The sequence below is a fragment of the Enterococcus sp. AZ196 genome, assembly GCF_050498845.1.
Taxonomy (GTDB): domain Bacteria; phylum Bacillota; class Bacilli; order Lactobacillales; family Enterococcaceae; genus Enterococcus_A; species Enterococcus_A murrayae.
The window spans coordinates 729803-747141 of the sequence record NZ_JBIPAM010000001.1 but is presented as its reverse complement, the minus strand read 5'-3'; the positions used below and the strand labels follow the sequence as shown (position 1 = coordinate 747141).

Sequence of the window (17339 nt, the reverse complement as noted above, 5' to 3'; positions counted from 1 at the left end):
TTTATATAGTAGGAAGTGTATTTTTAGCTAATCTGAACATCACTTGTCACGATAACGTCGACACCGGTCTCTAAAAGATTTTTTACAGCAATATCGCCGATTTTTACTGGCGCCTTTAATGCGACTTTATTTATTTCCTTCATCGCTTCTAGTACTGCCTTTTTAGGAATGCCGTCAGCTGTTTTAACAGAACAGAGGTGCGTCTTGCCACCACTGACTCTAACAGTGGACGTGACTACTCGTATAGGATTAGTTGCTTCGGCTTTTCCATATTTTACTCCTTTATTGCAACTGTAACCACTTACTTGATAATCATTATTTTCATCAACCGATAGGTGACAGCCTTTTGGGCACATTATACAGATAAAGTTTTTCATCCTTTCGATACCTCCTCGACACAAATTTCCAATTCTCCGTTCGTGACTTTTTCCAAAACCTTTTTAGATAGTTTAATTTTTTCCATCTCGCCCGGTACGATGTATGCTTTCTTCTGTTTGGCTAAGATTTCTCCTTGCGATTTTATCAATATTTGACTCTCATCAAAAACTTTATTAACACGGAAGAAAAGTTCAGTCCGACGATCAATATTTTCATCTCGAATTTTTTGTGGAACAACATAAGTAACATGGGCGCCATTCTTGATAGTAAGACAATTTGTCGGCTCACTAGTTTGGGCTAAAATGTATGAAGCGGCAGAAGTGCCTGCCTTTATACTCTCAGCAGTTACAAAGTCAACTAAATCATGGACGTGAACGACATTGCCGCAAGCAAAGATACCCGGAATTGACGTTTCCATATTTTCGAAAACAAATGGTCCGTTCGTTTTTGAATCTAAGTCAAGATTTGCATCACGACTCAGTTCATTTTCTGGGATCAATCCAACTGATAGTAAAATGGTATCGCAATCAAAAATTTGTTCTGTTCCAGCAACCGGCTGGCGGTTTTCATCCACCTCTGAAACGACTACTTGATTTACCCGGCTTTTTCCTCGAATTTCAGTAATTGTATGGGAAAGGAGCAGGGGGATCTCATAATCATCTAAGCATTGAACGATATTTCGAGTTAACCCGCCGGAATAAGGCATTACTTCAACGCAGGCTAAAACTTCTGCACCCTCAAGAGTCATACGTCGAGCCATGATTAAACCAATATCTCCAGATCCTAAAATAATTACTTTTTTTCCAACCATATAGCCTTCCATATTGACATATCTTTGCGCAGTACCCGCGGTGAATACACCAGCTGGACGACTGCCAGCAATACCGATAGCCCCACGGGTCCGCTCACGGCAGCCCATAGCAAAAACTAAGGCCTTAGATTTTAAGATTTGATACCCTTGCTCTTTATTGACAATGTGCACTTCCTTATCTTCTGTTACTTCCAAAACCATGGTATCCAATAACACCTTAATAGTTGTTTTTTCAATCATTTCGATGAATCGAGCTGCATATTCAGGACCTGTTAGTTCTTCCTTAAAATAGTGCAGTCCAAAACCGTTATGAATACATTGATTTAAAATGCCTCCGAGCTTTTGATCACGTTCAATAATCAAGATATCTCTGACGCCTTTTTCGTAAGCTGCTATAGCTGCGGCCAAACCGGCTGGGCCTCCGCCAATGACGATTAACTCATGCATATTAACGACCTCCTTTGGTTTCATCAACTAAAATATAGCTGTCTTGACGATCCTGCAGAATATCTAGCGGCGATTTGTGTAGTTCATCAGCTAAGATCTCAACGACACGCGGTCCACAGAATCCTCCTTGGCAACGACCCATTCCAGCATTGCATCTTCGTTTGACAGCATCTACAGAAGCTGGTGGAATAGGGGATTGTGCTGCTGCGCGAATTTCACCTTCAGTAATTGTTTCGCATCGACAAATAACTCTGCCATAAGTGTCATTCGTAGAAATAACTCTATTTTTTTCTTCAATACTGAGTTCCTCAAAGATAATTTTTTCTCGTGAATCAACATACTCGTCTTTTCGAACAAAATTTTCTCCAGTAGATTTCTTTAATAATTCAATACCATATAAAGCAATTGCAGGAGCAGAAGTAAGGCCGGGTGATTTAATACCTGCCAGATCAATAAAACCGACAGCAGCCTCTTGAAGAACAAAATCTCCTGCACTATTATTTGCACGCACGCCAGAAAAATTTCTGATAGAATTTCGCAGGTTAAGCTCAGGAAGTGATTTCTTTGCTAAAGTTGCTACAGTGTTAAGTCCCGCAGCAGTATTTCCTGTATCTTTTCCACTGTCTAGGTCATTTCTCTGAACAGCCTCTGAATTTGGTCCGACAATTAAATTTCCGTGAACAGTTGGACTAACTAAAACGCCTTTTCCGATTTTAGAAGGGCATTGGAATATCACATGATTAACCACGCTTCCTTCTGATTTATCCAATAAAAAATATTCGCCGCGCTTTGGAGTGATCTTAAAATTAGGTTCCGCAATCAAGTTATGGATATCATCTGAATGAACGCCTGCTGCATTAAAGATATAGTGAGTCCGATAGCTAGACTGATTCGTTATAATTTCATAGCCACCTTCAATTTTCTTGATATCGATTACTCGATTGTTCAAAGCAATTTCTACATCGTTTTTTACGGCTGTTTCCGCCAAAGCAAGGCAGAATTCCCAAGGATTTACGATCGCTGCGGTGGGGGCGTAAAGCGCCCCCAAACTTTCGGCGGAAAGGTTGGGCTCCATCTTATGAAGGCTAGTTTGATCCAGAAGTTCCAAATCCTTCACACCGTTTTTGACTCCGCGTTCATAAAGCGTTTGAATCAATTCAAGCTCTTCTTCTGAAAAAGCAACTACCAAAGAGCCAATTTGATCGTAGTGAACAGAGAGTTTTTGACAGAGCTCTTTTGCATGCTCTGCGCCTTCAACGTTGAGTTTTGCCATTAAACTGCCAGGTTCGGGATCAAAACCAGCGTGCAAAATGGCGCTGTTGGCTCTAGTAGCTCCAAGGCTAACATCGTTTTCCGCTTCTAAAACCAGAGTCTTCAGTTGAAATTTGCTTAGTTCATAGGCAGTTGCGGCACCAACGATTCCGCAACCGATTACAATTACATCATACATAGATAGTTCCTCCCGTTTATTTAAGTTTCTACTTACTCAGTAGTTGCATCCTGGAATGCAGCAAAAAAGAGTATAGGTAAACAAACGTCAATGTTTGTTGACGTTTGCCGCTATACTCTTTTTATCTCTAGCCGATATTCAATTAACTGTATTATAACACCTTTATAAAAAATCAACAATCGTTAAATTGACCAAATCAAACCTTCTGTGGTTGATACAGCAAGACTTCCGGCACCCAAGGCACCCATGATGTCCTCTTTGTCGCGAATCAAACCGCCAACAATCAATGGTTTTTTAGAATGATTGACGAGTTCCTTAATGATTTTTGGTGAAACACTAGGTAACACCTCAACTAAATCAGCTTCCGTATATTTTAGTTGACGTACAACATTTTCTAAAGCGGAAGAATCTAATAGAAAGAAGCGCTGAATTGCTAGCAGTCCATGTTTTTTAGCGTGACGGATGATTGCTGGTTTGGTGGAGATAATTCCATCAAAGCAAGTAGACTGTTTGATATAATCAACGGCCTTCTCATCAGAAGAGAGGCCTTTAACTAAATCCGCATGTAAAATTGCTGTTTTCTTATTTGTTTTGATTTTTTTGGACAGCTCCGCCAGTTCCATTAAGTGTGATTGGAGAACAAAGATGACTTCACATTCTGATTGAATCGCGGCCTCCAGCTCGAACTCGTTTTTTGTAGCAGCGATTACAGGAGAGAGCTCTAATTTTTGATATAGTTCATGAGTATTCATCTAACATTGCTCCTTACATGTTTTCAGTTTTATTTTACCATGTAAAAAATGGAAGAAGAAGTACTGTTTACAATGATTGTGAAAAGAAAAAACAAAACCCAAGCGTATTTTTTAGAAAAGCCACGTTTTGGGTTTTGTATAATCAATGTCAGTGATATCAATAAGAACGTTCCAACAGCTGAATCGCAACCGTATTAAGAATTTCTTTACTCTTGCCTTCGGGTAATTCTTGAATTTCATTTAAAGCCTTTTGTGTTAATTTTTCTGCAAACTCAAGAGCACCAGCGATACCATCAAAACGGTCAACATAATAAGCTAATTGAATTAAATCCTGTCTTGATAAGGTTTCTGGTCGTTCTAAGTAAGGACGAATGATTTCAGGCTGATTGTCGCGTGCAATTAATAAAGGTAAGGTGAAAATTCCTTGTTGGACATCAGTTAAAATCGGTTTTTGTTCATCCCCAAGCTCTAAAGAAAAATTCAAGATATCATCATATACCTGAAAGGCTAGACCAATTGCCGAGCCAATTCGCTTGGCACGAGCCTGTAGTTTTTCATCTGAGCCCCCAAAATAAGCACCTTCGTGGCAGCTGAGCCGAATTAATTCAGCTGTTTTTCCATTAATATTACGTAAATAGTCGAAGATTGTTTGATCGGGATTAAAAGTGCAAGACATTTGTGTCAGTTCGCCTTGCAATACTTTTTTCATCGCTTGTGCATTTTTTAATAGAAAAGGAGTAGCGCTCATACATTCTGCCAGTAATTCAAAATAACTAGTATACATAAAATCTCCAGTGTAAACTGCGATGTCCTTGCCAAACCGAGATTGAATTGAGGGCAACCCACGTCGAGTAGGAGAATCATCAATGATATCATCATGGATAAGCGTAGCAGAGTGCAATAACTCAAGGGAAGCTGCTATTTTTACTAATTGTTCCTGTTCTTTTTCCTCTCCAAAATCAGCGAAAAGAAAAAAGAGTGCCGGACGAATCATTTTTCCTCCTGTAGAAGAAAATTTTGTGATGGCCTCTTCAATCGATTTATTATTAATAACAAGCCTTTGCGAGATCAATTTCTTAACTTGAATTAGATTTTTCTGTATTTTAGGGTATTCGTTCCAATAGTCTAACATGAGAGCTCCTTCTTACAACGTTTTCACCTCCATTCTATCCTATGCTCACCAGAAAAACTACTAGAATGCTTAATTAGTGTTTCGTGAGAGAAGGCACATGAAAGACAAGCAAATCCTTTGAAGAAAAAGTATAAAAATAGCATAATGAATATGAAAAAGAAAATTGAGAAAGTTGGGTGAGATGAGTTTAACCGTTTTCTTGGAACTCGTGGAATTTAAAGCGAAAACCGCGAGCGTCCTGCCTTTTTTTATTGGGATTTGTTTTAGCCTGTATAATTTTCACAAACTTCATTTAGGTCTAGTCCTGTTATACTTTGTCGCGATGGTCATTTTTAACATGGCCGTGGATATATTAGACAACTATAACGACTATCACCATGCGACGGAAATACACGACTATCGAGAAAAAACCAATATCATCGGGAGAGAGAATTTAGATTTGAAATTGGTTTTCCGAATGATGATCGGAATGATTGTTGTTTCGGCACTGATTGGGATCGGATTGTCCTTCGTAGTCGGGTGGCCTTTTTTATTGATGGGGTTATTTTGTTATGGTGTTGGAATTTTTTATTCCTCTGGCCCGAGGCCACTATCCAGCTTGCCTTTAGGAGAAATCTTTTCAGGAGTAACGATGGGATTTATGATTACTCTCTTGTGTGTCTACCTAAACACGTATGAGGTTTTCCAGTGGGATTTTACTAATATTGGTGGGATTTTACTGATTTCGTTGCCGAATACGCTGTGGATAGCAAATCTTATGCTAGCAAACAATATCTGTGATTTAGAAGAAGACGAAAAAAACAATCGCTTTACTTTGGTTCATTATTTAGGAAAGTCGCGAGCAATCCGTTTATTTGAAGGAATGAATATCGCTGCTTTTCTTGCTATCTTGCTTTCGGTGATCATAGGCATTGCCCCGTGGTCCGTGCTTGGAACATTCTTAGCCGTACCATTCATTTACAAGCAAGTGCAACGATTTCGCGTCAAACAGGTCAAACGTGAAACGTTCATTTGCGCGGTCAGAATTTTAGCGGTAGGGGCCGTCGCGCAAGTTATCAGTTTTGCATTGACGTTCTTATTTTAAAGGAGGAAATAGAAATGAAGGAAATTGTCATTTTAGGTGCAGGTTATGCAGGATTGCGTGCTTTGCATGTACTGCAAAAATCAGGAGCAGATATTCATATCAGTTTAGTGGATAGGAATGACTACCATTATGAGTCGACTAGTTTGCATGAAGTGGCAGCCGGCACACAGCCAGATGAAAAAATTTGTTATGCAATAAAGGATGTTGTAAATCCTAAAAAAACTACTTTTATCAAAGATACAGTTGAAAAAATTGATCCTGATCAAAAGGAAGTATACTTGGAAAACCAAACATTGAAATACGATTATTTGATTGTTGCTTTAGGTTTTCAATCTGAATCGTTTGGCATTCCTGGTGTGAAAGAAAATTCTTTAGAGATGGTCGATGTAAGAACTGCTGATCAAGTCCATAAACATATCCTCGAACAAATGAAACAATATAAAGAAACTAAAAATGAGGAATATTTACGGATTGTTGTCTGTGGTGCTGGCTTTACCGGAATAGAGCTAGTAGGTGCTTTGGTTGAAGGAAGTAAAGCATTTGCTGAAGTGGCAGGTGTAAAACCTGAAGATATCCAAATTTATTGTGTAGAAGCTGTCGACAAAATTTTACCAATGTTTAGTGATAAATTAGGACAATATTGTATTGATCACCTGAACAAATGGGATGTTAAGCTTCTGACTGGAAAACCGATAAAAAAAGTTGAGCCAGGTGCTGTTATTTATCAAAATTCAAAAGATGATGAAAATGACCTAGTAGCTCTTAAAGCCAAAACAATCGTTTGGACTACTGGCGTCAGCGGGAGCAAAGTAATTGGTGAGTCTGGTTTTGAAGAACGACGTGGTCGTGTAATGGTGAAACCTAACTTGACCGATCCAAATCATGATGATATCTATCTGCTAGGTGATGTTTCAGCTGTCATGGATCCTTCAAGCAATCGTCCATATCCAACAACCGCACAAATTGCACTTAAGATGGGCTCTTATGCAGGGAAAGATATCCTGAATCAAATGAAGGGGCAGCCAAGTAAACCGTTCTCGTTCAAATCTCTTGGCTCAGTGGCATCAATCGGAAATACTCATGCCTTTGGTGTTGTAGGCAAAACGGAAGTAACAGCTTATCCAGCCTCCTTTATTAAGAAAGCGATCATGGATCGTTCGTTGTATGAAACAGGCGGAGTAAAAGAAGTAATGGCGAAAGGCCGTTTCGACTTTTATCATTAAGCCGAAATTATTTTTTGCGGCAGTATAGTTTCAATAGAGGAAAAAACAAAAACACTCGATTTTTTTCGAGTGTTTTTGCTATCTGTATTTAATAGTTTAGAGATGTTCAGGCTATGCGAAATAATTAATTCCCATGGCTTGCTTCACTTCAGCTAAAGTTTCTGCAGCAACTGCTCGAGCCTGTTCACTGCCTTCTTTCAGCATTTGCATGATCGCATTCGGGTCTTTTGCATACTCCTCACGGCGAGCGCGAATAGGCCCAAATTCAGCTTCTAAAACATCGATTAAGTAGCGTTTGATTTTCACGTCACCAAGTCCGCCGCGGCGATAATGTTCTTTTAGCTCAGCGATTTTTTCTTTATCAGTGCCAAAAACGTCTAGATAGGTGAACACCATATTTCCTTCAACTTGACCAGGGTCTTCCACGTGGATGTGATTTGGATCAGTGTACATACTCATAACTTTTTTAGCTAAAATGTCTGCAGAATCAGCGAGATAAATTCCATTGCCTAGTGATTTGCTCATTTTCCCGTTGCCATCAATGCCAGGCAGACGACCTTGTCCTTTTTCAGGAAAAACTCCTTTTGGTTCTACGAGAATTTCACCATAGGTATGATTAAAGCTTTGTACAATTTCCTGTGTTTGCTCCAGCATCGGTTTTTGATCTTCGCCAACAGGAACAAGATTGGCTTTAAATGCTGTAATATCTGATGCCTGAGAAACAGGATAGATAAAGAAACCAGCAGGAACGCTTTCTCCAAAGTTCTTTTGTTGAATTTCTGACTTTACAGTTGGATTGCGTCGAACACGTCCGACACTAACCAAGTTCAAATAATACATTGTTAATTCAGCTAGTTCAGGGATTTGCGACTGAATAAACAGTGTTGAACGTTTGGGATCCAAACCAATCGCCAAATAATCTAGAGCAACTTGCAAAACATTTGATGAAACTTTTTCAGGATTCTTTGCATTATCAGTTAAGGCCTGCATATCAGCTATCATAATAAATAAATTATTATCAGGATCTTGTTGCATAAGCACGCGATTCCTCAATGAACCGACATAGTGGCCTAAATGTAGCTGTCCAGTAGGACGATCTCCAGTTAAAATGATATTTTTCATTAACTCACCTTTTCATAAAAATTCTTTCAATAGTCTCTTCAAATACTACCTTTTTTTTTCAAACATGACAACTCTTATCGGTATTTTTATCGAAAGTCCAAACATATCTCGTGTTAAGAAACGTTACATCGCGATAGGAGTTATTGAAACATTTTTTTCTGCCAATGAGTTTTTTTCTTTACAAAGTAAAAAAATTTAGCTTATAATTAGACTCACATTGGAAAAATTAGAAAACGCTAAGGGAAAATGAGGTGGTTAAGCATGCCAATGGTTGAATTTAAGCATGTAGAAAAATACTATGGAAAGTTTCATGCCTTGAAAAATATTGACTTGGCCTTTGAGAAGGGTGAGGTGGTCGTTGTTATCGGACCATCTGGTTCAGGGAAGAGTACGATGTTACGTTGCATTAATGGATTAGAGGACATCACTTCCGGAGAGTTGCTAGTAAATGAAAAGAATTTACATAGTAAAGAAGTCAAATTGAAAGACATTCGTAAGAATATTGGAATGGTTTTTCAACATTTTAATCTTTATCCAAATAAGACTGCGATAGAAAATATCACTCTTGCTCCAATTAAAGTTTTGAAAAAGTCTTCTGAAGAAGCGACCAAGACTGCTGAAAAATTATTAAATCGAGTAGACATGCTGGATAAGAAGGACTCCTATCCTTCCATGTTATCTGGGGGACAGCAACAACGGATTGCCATCGCTCGTGGTTTAGCGATGAATCCTGACTTGCTGCTTTTTGATGAGCCGACATCAGCGCTTGATCCAGAAATGATCGGGGATGTCTTGAATGTCATGAAGAAAATTGCTCGTGATGGTATGTCAATGATCGTCGTGACACATGAGATGGGATTTGCGAAAGAAGTAGCAGATCGAATCATCTTTATGGCTGATGGTGAAGTATTAGAAGACACACGCGATGTCAAAGGATTCTTCGAAAGACCGCAGGATGAACGCGCACAACAATTTGTCAGCAAAGTTATCAATCATTAGGAGGGCGGCTTATGTCGAAGATAAAAAAATTAGTCTCCTTTTTATTTCTTCCGATGCTGCTTGCAATAGTGCTGTCAGGATGCAAAGGAGAAAGTGTCGCAAATAAAAACATTGCGAAACGGATCAAAGAGGAACCAACCATCACATGGGGAGTAAAGTATGATACACGCTTATTCGGAATGATGGATATAAAGACACGTAAGGTCGAAGGATTTGATATTGATATTGCTAAGGCCATAACAAAAGAAATTCTTGGTAAGGATGGTCAGGCAGAATTTGTTGAAGTGACGTCAAAGACACGAATTCCATTACTTAAAAACGGTAATATCGATGCAATTATCGCGACGATGACGATTACTGAAGATCGTAAGAAGGAAGTTGATTTTTCAGATATTTATTTTGATGCTGGACAATCTTTATTAGTGAAAAAGGGAAGTCATATCAAAAATATTAAGGATCTGACTGCTGCTGATACGGTTTTAGCAGTTAAAGGTTCCACTTCGACTATCAACATTCGCAAACATGCACCAGATGCAAAAATCCTCGAATTGGAAAATTATGCTGAGGCGTTCACTGCGTTGCAATCCGGACAGGGACAAGCGATGACAACTGATAACGCAATTTTATTAGGGATGGCATCAGAAAACGATAATTATGGATTGACAGGCGGCACTTTTACAAATGAACCCTATGGGATTGCCATTAACAAAGGTCAAGATGATTTCTTAAAAGAAGTTAACACCGCTTTGCATAAAATGCATGACAATGGTACCTATAATAAAATATTTGAAAAATGGTTCCCTGAAGATGCAGATGGCCGGGCGAAGAAGGGGGCGCAATTTTAATGGCACAATTATTTCAGACTTTTTCTGCTGATTTTGTCAGCGGCTTTAAATTTACGATTTATGCGAGCTTGTTGGCACTAGTATTCAGTTTGATTATCGGAACACTGATGGCAATATTGCAACTATCTCATAATCGAATAGTTCGAAGCTTGGCTAAAGCTTATGTGGCGTTCTTCAGAAATATCCCGTTATTGATTATTGTGATGTTCTTTTACGTAGTAGCTCCGATGTATTTCTATAGCTTTGATGGGTTTCAAGCAGGGACGATTGGTTTGACCATTTATACTTCTGCGTTTATAGCGGAAACTGTTCGTTCAGGCATTCAAACAGTGCCTAAAGGTCAGATGGAGGCAGGTCTATCCTCTGGTTTTTCTTATGCTGAAACAATGCGATATATCGTATTACCTCAAGCATTCAAAATCGTGGTGCCGCCATTAGGAAATCAATTTATCAACTTGATCAAAAATTCATCGATCTTAGCGATGGTTGCTGGATTAGACTTGATGTACCAAGGAGATTTGATTGCCAGTACTACGTTTAACACCTTCGACACATATATCATCGTCGGATTATTTTACTTGATTTTAACGCTGCCTTTGTCTTATCTGATGAACTACTTAGATAAGCATTGGTCAAATGCCTAGAAAGGGAGGGTAAAAGAATATGAGTGATGCTTTTTCATGGATCAATTTGCGTTTCCTTTTAGATGGGCTGTGGGTAACGATTCAAGTTTCAGTTGTATCGATTGTTTTTAGTATGATTCTTGGTGGTATCGCAGGTACTGTTCGTTATAGTAACGTTCCTGTTCTTTCAAGGATTGTGGGCATTATCGTTGATATTATCCGAAACCTGCCGTTGCTGTTGATTATTTTCTTCACCTATTTTGCTTTGCCGCAAATTGGGATCAAATTGAATATTTTTTGGGCAGCAGTTGCCGCCTTAACGATTTTCGAATCAGCGATGTTGTCGGAAATTTTCCGAGCCGGATTGAATGCTGTACCAAGTGGACAAACGGAAGCTGGAATGTCTTCTGGTTTAACATATGTTCAAACGCTGACAATGATTGTATTACCGCAGGCATTTAAATCAATGCTGCCAGCAATTTTGAGCCAATTGATTTCTTTGATTAAGGATACATCCTTGGCGGTAATAATTTCGTTACCCGAACTGACTCACAACGCAAAGATTATTTATGGTCAGAATACAAATTACGTTATCCCGATGTTTATCGCGATGACTGCCATGTATTTTGTTGTTTGTTATGTATTGTCACTGATCTCCAATTTATTAGAGACCAGTAAATACAACTATTAAAAAAAAAGCGAAAATCTCTTCTGTGATGAGGAGATTTTCGCTTTTTTGCATAGCAGTAAAAAGTATCGCTAACAATCAAAAGCTGTTCTTGCCATTTAGTTGATAACGGTTGCGTTGCTTATTCTTTATCTTTTTCAGTTTTACGTTCAGTTTCCTTCATCGCTGGATCTTCATAGACGGCACCGGCTTGTGTTTTGCCAAGCTTTTCTAGCAACCCTGGTTCAAGCGGCTCATCTTTTGGATCCTTCTTTCGTTTCTCTGCTTCTTTTTCAGTGGCTTTGATTGCAGGGTCTTGGTTACGATCGCCAGCAGAAACTTTCCCTAAGTTTTCGGTTAGTTCTTTTTTATCCATTTTCATCCACCTCTCTCATAATTAGTTTAGCACTGATCATTATTCATTCAAAAGAAAACGCTTTTTATCTTGTAAGATTCTAGGGCTTGAAATATTTCAACAAAAAGTGGAAAATAAGGTGATACTTGGAACTAGATAGGATGAGCGTTTTGTCAAATGAAAGACCAATTGGATTTATTGACTCTGGCGTAGGCGGTTTGACTGTGGTCAAAGAAGCGATGCGTCAGCTGCCAAATGAAGAAATTTTATATCTCGGGGATACGGCACGCTGTCCGTATGGTCCTCGACCAGCTGAGCAAGTCATTGAGTTTACATGGCAGATGACTCGTTTTTTATTGAAGAAAAATATTAAAATGCTTGTAATTGCTTGTAATACAGCAACGGCAGTCGCTTTAGATGAAATCAAAAAAAATGTTGATATTCCTGTGATCGGCGTTATCCAACCAGGTTCACGCGCAGCATTGAAGGCGAGTGATACAGGACGAGTAGGAATCATAGGAACGATCGGAACAGTCAAAAGTGGTTCTTATAAGCATGAACTGCAGGAGAAGGCACCTGACACCCATGTATCTAGTCTAGCCTGCCCTAAATTTGTACCAATAGTTGAAAGTAATCAGTTCAATAGTTCTGTGGCGAAAAAAATCGTTTCACAAACATTAGCACCATTAAAGAAAGAAAGACTGGATACTTTAATTTTGGGATGTACCCATTATCCATTGCTGCGTTCAATCATTCAAAATGTAATCGGACAACAGGTAACATTGATTGATTCAGGAGCTGAGACAGTCAATGATGTCAGTACGTTATTAGATTATTTCAATCTAAACAATTATGAACTGACTGATACTAAGGCGAGAAATTTCTATACCACTGGTTCCCCTAAAATGTTTAAGGATATTGCCAGTGAATGGTTGAATATCACGAATTTAAATGTAGAACACATAGAACTAGGAGGAAAATAATTTGCGACATGATGGAAGAGCGGTCCAGCAATTGCGGCCGATTAAAATTGAAACGAATGTTTTTAAACATCCGGAAGGGTCAGTTGTTATTACTTTTGGCAATACTAAGGTGATTTGTTCGGCGACTCTAGAAGAATCTGTTCCTCCATTTCTACGAGGGAGTGGAAACGGATGGGTAACTGCCGAATACAGTATGCTTCCAAGAGCTACCAATACCCGTAATCGCCGCGAGAGTGCCAAAGGAAAGCTAACCGGACGTACGATGGAAATTCAGCGATTGATTGGCCGCTCATTGCGAGCTGTTGTAGATCTAGAAAAGCTAGGCGAACGCAGCATCATTGTAGATTGTGATGTGATTCAAGCTGACGGTGGTACAAGAACAGCGAGTATCACTGGCGGGTTCGTCGCTTTGCGTTTAGCAGTCAATAAATTGTTAGCTAACGGAGAATTAGCTGAAGATCCAATCAATGAACATTTAGCTGCTATTAGTGTCGGCATATTACCTGATGGCACTGTTGTGACTGATTTGGACTATCAAGAAGATTCGTCGGCATCTGTGGATATGAATTTGGTAATGACGGAAGCAGGCCGTTTTGTAGAAATTCAAGGGACTGGTGAAGAAGCGACATTTGATGACAACGAACTGAATGCCTTAATTTTACATGCTAAGGCGGCAATTGAAGAATTGATTGCTTATCAGAAAGAAGCTCTTTTCAACGAAGTGAAGACGGAAGAGAAAACTATTGTGATTGCAACTCGCAATCCAGGAAAAGCGAATGAATTTGCGGCATTATTTGCAAAGGAAGGGTATCAAACCAAAACACTGTTGGATTATCCTGACTTACCTGATGTGGAAGAAACAGGCACGACTTTTGAGGAAAATGCTCGTTTAAAGGCAGAAACAATTGCTCAACTATTACAACAGCCAGTATTAGCTGATGATTCAGGTTTAGTCGTAGATGCACTGAACGGAATGCCAGGAATTTTTTCAGCTCGCTTTGCTGGGGAACGTAAAAGTGATGCGGCAAATAACGCTAAATTACTACATGAGTTGACGGATGTATCCGATGAAAAAAGAACTGCGCATTTCCATTGTACGCTGGTTTTTGCTGCTCCACAAAAAGATAGTTTAGTTGTTGAAGCAGATTGGGAAGGACGGATCGGCCGAATTCCTCAAGGAGACAACGGTTTTGGATATGATCCATTATTTATTGTACCGGGATATGAAAAAACTTCTGCTGAATTAACAAGTGAAGAGAAAAATGAAATCAGCCATCGAGGGATGGCGGTTAAAGAACTAGAAAGAGTATGGAAGAACTGGTTGGAGGAGAATAAATGAAATATTTAGTTGTTAGTGATAACCATGGGGACCGCAATATTTTAGTGGAAATTGTCAATCGCTATATCGGCCTAGTGGATCACATGTTCCATTGCGGCGACTCAGAGTTGAAAGCCAATGACGAATTATGGGAACATTTTACGGTTGTTACCGGCAATTGTGATTATGATCCTGGCTATAAAAAAGAACAGATTTTTTCTATAGGTGATGATGTTATCTATATGACACACGGTCATTTGTCAAATGTTCGTTTCGGTCTTACGATGCTTTCACTGCAAGCTCAAGAAGCAGGAGCAAACATTGCTTTGTTTGGACACATCCATCAAGCTGTTGCGGAGTTTGATAAGAATATTTTATTTGTCAATCCAGGAAGTATCTCTCAACCTCGAGGACCTGTACAAATTCCTAGTTACGCAATCATTGATAGTGAAAACGACGGGTATCATGTGGAATTTTACAATCGAGCACATCAGCCGATAGAGGAATTAGCTGCTGATTTTGAACATTAGTTCCTAATTTTTATTAAATATTTGGATAAACAACGCTTTCTTTTTAGCTGTAAGGTAAAATAAAGTGAAGATATTAGAACGGAGGCGTCACATGATCAGTCCTGCGATTGAACAACTAATGAAGGAACATGAAGAAACCATGGTGATTCCAGCAGAAAATGTTGCTAATGTAATGAAGGAACATCCACTAGAGCATGCTTTATTACTATTATCTCAAGCTGGTTATTCTACGATTCCGGTTTTGGATAAAGAGGATCATTTTGTCGGTTTATTGAGCTTAAATGATATTGTTAAAAAAATGTTGGGTATCGATGGTATCGATACATCCAATTTAGAAGAACTTACAGTAGCAGATGTCATGAAGACAGATGTATCTGTTATGCGTCCAGATGCGGAATTAGAGGATGTTTTACACCTATTAGTAGATGCTTCTTTCCTGCCTGTTTTGGATCATGACCGGGTATTTTGCGGCATTGTAACTCGCAGAGAGATTTTAAAAGCGGTAAACTATACTTTTCACGCATTTGAGCGAAAAAAGCCAGAAGCCAAAGTAATGCTCCATGCAAACTTATAAAATGACGAAAAATGGTTGAAGCAAAAGTCTTTTAAAAAAATATACAGCAAATATAAAAGTGACTCCTCATATTTCTATCAATTCCGATAGTATGTGAGGATTCGCTTTTTTAGTTAGTTTTCGTATCATTTTGTCCGCTCAATTCAATCAAAGCTAGGCCTGCTTTTTTGAGCGAAAGGTCAAAAGGCTCTGAATCAGATATAAAAGTAAAACTAAAATACAGATAAATTGACTTTATAAGGCAGACATGCTATTTTTTCATAGTGTTTAAATAGGAACCATTACGGTTAAGCTCGATTAATTAAAATATAGGAGAGTAAATAAATGGCGAAAAAATCTAAAGTTGTAAAGATGTACAAGCAGCAGGCTTTGATCGAACAATATGCAGAACAACGCTTCGCATTAAAAGCGGCCGGAGATTATGAAGGACTGGCAAAATTACCACGAGACTCAAATCCTAACCGTTTAAAGCACCGCGATTTGATTGATGGCAGACCAAGAGGATATATGAGAAAATTTGGTATGTCGCGAATAAAATTCCGTGAACTGGCCCACCAAGGTCAAATACCAGGTGTTAAAAAAGCGAGTTGGTAAAAAAACGATAAACTAACGGAATCTATGAGCTTTCCCTTTTCATTTTTGTTAAACTGAGGGTAATCAATAAAACGGAGGGGAGAGATAGTATGAAAACTGCATTATTTGTTTTACTGGATCAATATGCTGACTGGGAAGGTGCTTACCTGTTGAGTCTGCTAAATCAGAGAAACGATTGGCAAATAAAAACTGCTTCAAATTTACCGCAGGTAGAATCAATCGGCGGATTGCAGACAGTGGTTGATTTGAAATTTTCCGAAATCAATCAGAGAATCGATTTGCTGGTTTTGATTGGCGGCAATTCTTGGAATATTCATAGCCAAGAACTTTATCGTATAATTGAAAAACAACTATTGCACGAAATGCCTGTTGCTGCAATTTGCGGGGCGGTGGATTATTTGGCTAAACACGGTTTTTTAGAAGAGTATAAGCATACTGGAAATGCTCGTGCCGTTTTGCAAGCTTTTCCAAACTATCGAACTCCAGAAAATTTTTATGAAAGACAGGCTGTTAGTGATCGAAACCTCGTCACTGCCAATGGCACAGCTGCATTAGAATTTACTGAATTTGCTTTGCAATTAATCGGTGATAGTTTAATTCAGGCAAAAAAAGAAGTTGATTTGTATCGATTGGGTTACTATGGGTATCGTGAAAAATATAGCGATACATTTTCTTAATAAAAAACGATCCATGAGAATTATTGATATGCTACCCCTAACTAGGACAAAGAAACAATTAAATCTTAGTTAGGGGTTTTTAGTATGGGAAAAAGAAAGATGTCAGGGACTCCAGTAGAACGAGTGGCTATTGTTGAACAGTGTTTAAATGGAGAGATTAGTAGAAGCCAAGCTGCTCAGAAAGCTCAAGTAAGCATTAGAACGATTCGCAGGTGGTGTATTCTCTATGAAAATGAAGGACCAACTGGATTGCTCGCTACCAAGAAAAATAAGCATTATTCTAAAGATCTAAAATTGACAGCTGTTCGGGATTACTTAGATGGTAACAGAGGCCTTGATCAAGTTGCTCAAAAATATGGTTTAAGAAGTGAAAGGCAACTTCGAGACTGGATTAGGATATATAATACTCATGGAGACTTCAAATCAGAAAGTGGTGGAAGTAAAGTGAGACAAACAAAAAAATTCAGTCTAGATGAACGAATCGAAATGGTCCTCTATTGTATTGCCAATGAGTATGATTATAGCGGGACAGCTGTTAAGTACCAAGTGAACTATGCCAATTTATACCAATGGGTCAAACGATATGAAGAAAAAGGCAAAGCTGGTTTAGAAGATCGGCGAGGGCGACGCAAAGCCAAGCAAGTTAGCCGAACGCCTGAAGAAGAAGCGCAGATCAAAATCGCCCAACTGGAAGAACAAGTAAAGGACCAACAGATGGAGATTGATTTATTAAAAAAAGTCAGGGAATTAGAAAGGAGGGATCACTAGGACAAGT

The 17339-nt window shown here is 38.8% G+C and carries 20 protein-coding genes; 13 read left to right on the top strand and 7 right to left on the bottom strand.

The window, feature by feature from the left end; translation table 11 throughout:
* Positions 1–23: 23 nt before the first annotated feature.
* The 5 genes from IGI67_RS03600 to IGI67_RS03580 all read right to left on the bottom strand — a co-directional run bounded on the left by IGI67_RS03600 (position 24) and on the right by IGI67_RS03580 (position 4970).
* Positions 24–377 carry a DUF1667 domain-containing protein gene (locus tag IGI67_RS03600; RefSeq protein ID WP_429956772.1) on the bottom strand — a complete coding sequence of 118 codons (354 nt, stop codon included), beginning with the start codon at positions 375–377 and terminating at the stop codon, positions 24–26.
* On the bottom strand, positions 374–1636 hold the full coding sequence (locus tag IGI67_RS03595; protein WP_429956771.1) for an NAD(P)/FAD-dependent oxidoreductase: 1263 nt from the start codon (positions 1634–1636) through the stop codon (positions 374–376). Before IGI67_RS03595 ends, IGI67_RS03600 begins: the two co-directional genes overlap by 4 nt.
* Before the next feature lies 1 nt (position 1637).
* Entirely contained in the window at positions 1638–3086 is a 1449-nt protein-coding gene (locus IGI67_RS03590; RefSeq protein ID WP_429956770.1) for an NAD(P)/FAD-dependent oxidoreductase, read from the bottom strand.
* A 182-nt stretch (positions 3087–3268) separates the two neighbouring features.
* Complete coding sequence (locus IGI67_RS03585; RefSeq protein WP_207106545.1) at positions 3269–3838, bottom strand: glycerol-3-phosphate responsive antiterminator; 570 nt, start codon at positions 3836–3838, stop codon at positions 3269–3271.
* Between the two features lie 157 nt (positions 3839–3995).
* Positions 3996–4970 carry a polyprenyl synthetase family protein gene (locus IGI67_RS03580; protein WP_429956769.1) on the bottom strand — a complete coding sequence of 325 codons (975 nt, stop codon included), beginning with the start codon at positions 4968–4970 and terminating at the stop codon, positions 3996–3998.
* A gap of 181 nt (positions 4971–5151) precedes the next feature.
* Here IGI67_RS03580 and IGI67_RS03575 point away from each other — a divergent pair, with 181 nt between their 5' ends.
* Positions 5152–6054: a prenyltransferase gene (locus tag IGI67_RS03575; protein WP_207106543.1), complete on the top strand. Its 903-nt coding sequence runs from the start codon at positions 5152–5154 to the stop codon at positions 6052–6054.
* Between the two features lie 14 nt (positions 6055–6068).
* Positions 6069–7277, top strand: coding sequence for an NAD(P)/FAD-dependent oxidoreductase (locus IGI67_RS03570; RefSeq protein WP_207106542.1), 1209 nt, complete (start codon positions 6069–6071; stop codon positions 7275–7277).
* 111 nt (positions 7278–7388) lie between these two features.
* Here the strand turns inward: IGI67_RS03570 and trpS are convergent, their stop codons facing one another.
* On the bottom strand, positions 7389–8399 hold the full coding sequence (gene trpS, locus IGI67_RS03565) for a tryptophan--tRNA ligase (RefSeq protein WP_207106541.1): 1011 nt from the start codon (positions 8397–8399) through the stop codon (positions 7389–7391).
* Between the two features lie 261 nt (positions 8400–8660).
* Between trpS and IGI67_RS03560 the strand changes: the two genes are divergently transcribed.
* The 4 genes from IGI67_RS03560 to IGI67_RS03545 are packed head-to-tail and all read left to right on the top strand — an operon-like array spanning position 8661 to position 11557.
* A complete protein-coding gene (locus IGI67_RS03560) occupies positions 8661–9398 on the top strand; it encodes an amino acid ABC transporter ATP-binding protein (RefSeq protein WP_207106540.1) in 738 nt (245 codons plus the stop codon).
* Positions 9399–9409: 11 nt separating this feature from the next.
* On the top strand, positions 9410–10243 hold the full coding sequence (locus tag IGI67_RS03555) for a transporter substrate-binding domain-containing protein (RefSeq protein ID WP_207106539.1): 834 nt from the start codon (positions 9410–9412) through the stop codon (positions 10241–10243).
* Positions 10243–10887 (top strand): amino acid ABC transporter permease, encoded by a 645-nt coding sequence (locus tag IGI67_RS03550; protein ID WP_207106538.1) that lies wholly within the window; start codon positions 10243–10245, stop codon positions 10885–10887. Before IGI67_RS03555 ends, IGI67_RS03550 begins: the two co-directional genes overlap by 1 nt.
* A 19-nt stretch (positions 10888–10906) precedes the next feature.
* On the top strand, positions 10907–11557 hold the full coding sequence (locus tag IGI67_RS03545; protein ID WP_207106537.1) for an amino acid ABC transporter permease: 651 nt from the start codon (positions 10907–10909) through the stop codon (positions 11555–11557).
* 118 nt (positions 11558–11675) lie between these two features.
* On the opposite strand, the gene IGI67_RS03540 is transcribed toward IGI67_RS03545, so the two are convergent.
* Positions 11676–11909 (bottom strand): hypothetical protein, encoded by a 234-nt coding sequence (locus IGI67_RS03540; RefSeq protein ID WP_429956768.1) that lies wholly within the window; start codon positions 11907–11909, stop codon positions 11676–11678.
* Positions 11910–12049: 140 nt separating this feature from the next.
* Between IGI67_RS03540 and racE the strand changes: the two genes are divergently transcribed.
* From racE to IGI67_RS03505, 7 genes are all read left to right on the top strand, one after another.
* Entirely contained in the window at positions 12050–12871 is an 822-nt protein-coding gene (gene racE / locus IGI67_RS03535) for a glutamate racemase (RefSeq protein ID WP_429956767.1), read from the top strand.
* Between the two features lies 1 nt (position 12872).
* The gene (gene rph / locus IGI67_RS03530; protein ID WP_429956766.1) at positions 12873–14210 is read left to right on the top strand and encodes a ribonuclease PH; all 1338 of its coding nucleotides are present in this window, start codon (positions 12873–12875) and stop codon (positions 14208–14210) included.
* The gene (locus IGI67_RS03525) at positions 14207–14719 is read left to right on the top strand and encodes a metallophosphoesterase (RefSeq protein ID WP_207106533.1); all 513 of its coding nucleotides are present in this window, start codon (positions 14207–14209) and stop codon (positions 14717–14719) included. The genes rph and IGI67_RS03525 overlap by 4 nt, the downstream gene beginning before the upstream one ends.
* 91 nt (positions 14720–14810) lie before the next feature.
* A complete protein-coding gene (gene cbpB, locus IGI67_RS03520) occupies positions 14811–15293 on the top strand; it encodes a cyclic-di-AMP-binding protein CbpB (protein ID WP_207106532.1) in 483 nt (160 codons plus the stop codon).
* Positions 15294–15617: 324 nt separating this feature from the next.
* Positions 15618–15887, top strand: a complete 270-nt coding sequence (gene rpsN, locus IGI67_RS03515; RefSeq protein ID WP_207106531.1) for a 30S ribosomal protein S14 — start codon at positions 15618–15620, stop codon at positions 15885–15887.
* Between the two features lie 89 nt (positions 15888–15976).
* On the top strand, positions 15977–16564 hold the full coding sequence (locus IGI67_RS03510; protein WP_429956765.1) for a DJ-1/PfpI family protein: 588 nt from the start codon (positions 15977–15979) through the stop codon (positions 16562–16564).
* Between the two features lie 84 nt (positions 16565–16648).
* The gene (locus IGI67_RS03505; protein ID WP_429956748.1) at positions 16649–17332 is read left to right on the top strand and encodes a transposase; all 684 of its coding nucleotides are present in this window, start codon (positions 16649–16651) and stop codon (positions 17330–17332) included.
* The last annotated feature ends 7 nt before the right edge of the window (positions 17333–17339 follow it).

Coding starts and splice junctions, on each gene's coding strand:
- IGI67_RS03600 (WP_429956772.1), bottom strand. CDS start 377: ATGAAAAACTTTATCTGTATAATGTGCCCAAAAGGCTGTCACCTATCG.
- IGI67_RS03595 (WP_429956771.1), bottom strand. CDS start 1,636: ATGCATGAGTTAATCGTCATTGGCGGAGGCCCAGCCGGTTTGGCCGCA.
- IGI67_RS03590 (WP_429956770.1), bottom strand. CDS start 3,086: ATGTATGATGTAATTGTAATCGGTTGCGGAATCGTTGGTGCCGCAACT.
- IGI67_RS03585 (WP_207106545.1), bottom strand. CDS start 3,838: ATGAATACTCATGAACTATATCAAAAATTAGAGCTCTCTCCTGTAATC.
- IGI67_RS03580 (WP_429956769.1), bottom strand. CDS start 4,970: ATGTTAGACTATTGGAACGAATACCCTAAAATACAGAAAAATCTAATT.
- IGI67_RS03575 (WP_207106543.1), top strand. CDS start 5,152: ATGAGTTTAACCGTTTTCTTGGAACTCGTGGAATTTAAAGCGAAAACC.
- IGI67_RS03570 (WP_207106542.1), top strand. CDS start 6,069: ATGAAGGAAATTGTCATTTTAGGTGCAGGTTATGCAGGATTGCGTGCT.
- trpS (WP_207106541.1), bottom strand. CDS start 8,399: ATGAAAAATATCATTTTAACTGGAGATCGTCCTACTGGACAGCTACAT.
- IGI67_RS03560 (WP_207106540.1), top strand. CDS start 8,661: ATGCCAATGGTTGAATTTAAGCATGTAGAAAAATACTATGGAAAGTTT.
- IGI67_RS03555 (WP_207106539.1), top strand. CDS start 9,410: ATGTCGAAGATAAAAAAATTAGTCTCCTTTTTATTTCTTCCGATGCTG.
- IGI67_RS03550 (WP_207106538.1), top strand. CDS start 10,243: ATGGCACAATTATTTCAGACTTTTTCTGCTGATTTTGTCAGCGGCTTT.
- IGI67_RS03545 (WP_207106537.1), top strand. CDS start 10,907: ATGAGTGATGCTTTTTCATGGATCAATTTGCGTTTCCTTTTAGATGGG.
- IGI67_RS03540 (WP_429956768.1), bottom strand. CDS start 11,909: ATGGATAAAAAAGAACTAACCGAAAACTTAGGGAAAGTTTCTGCTGGC.
- racE (WP_429956767.1), top strand. CDS start 12,050: ATGAGCGTTTTGTCAAATGAAAGACCAATTGGATTTATTGACTCTGGC.
- IGI67_RS03525 (WP_207106533.1), top strand. CDS start 14,207: ATGAAATATTTAGTTGTTAGTGATAACCATGGGGACCGCAATATTTTA.
- cbpB (WP_207106532.1), top strand. CDS start 14,811: ATGATCAGTCCTGCGATTGAACAACTAATGAAGGAACATGAAGAAACC.
- rpsN (WP_207106531.1), top strand. CDS start 15,618: ATGGCGAAAAAATCTAAAGTTGTAAAGATGTACAAGCAGCAGGCTTTG.
- IGI67_RS03510 (WP_429956765.1), top strand. CDS start 15,977: ATGAAAACTGCATTATTTGTTTTACTGGATCAATATGCTGACTGGGAA.
- IGI67_RS03505 (WP_429956748.1), top strand. CDS start 16,649: ATGGGAAAAAGAAAGATGTCAGGGACTCCAGTAGAACGAGTGGCTATT.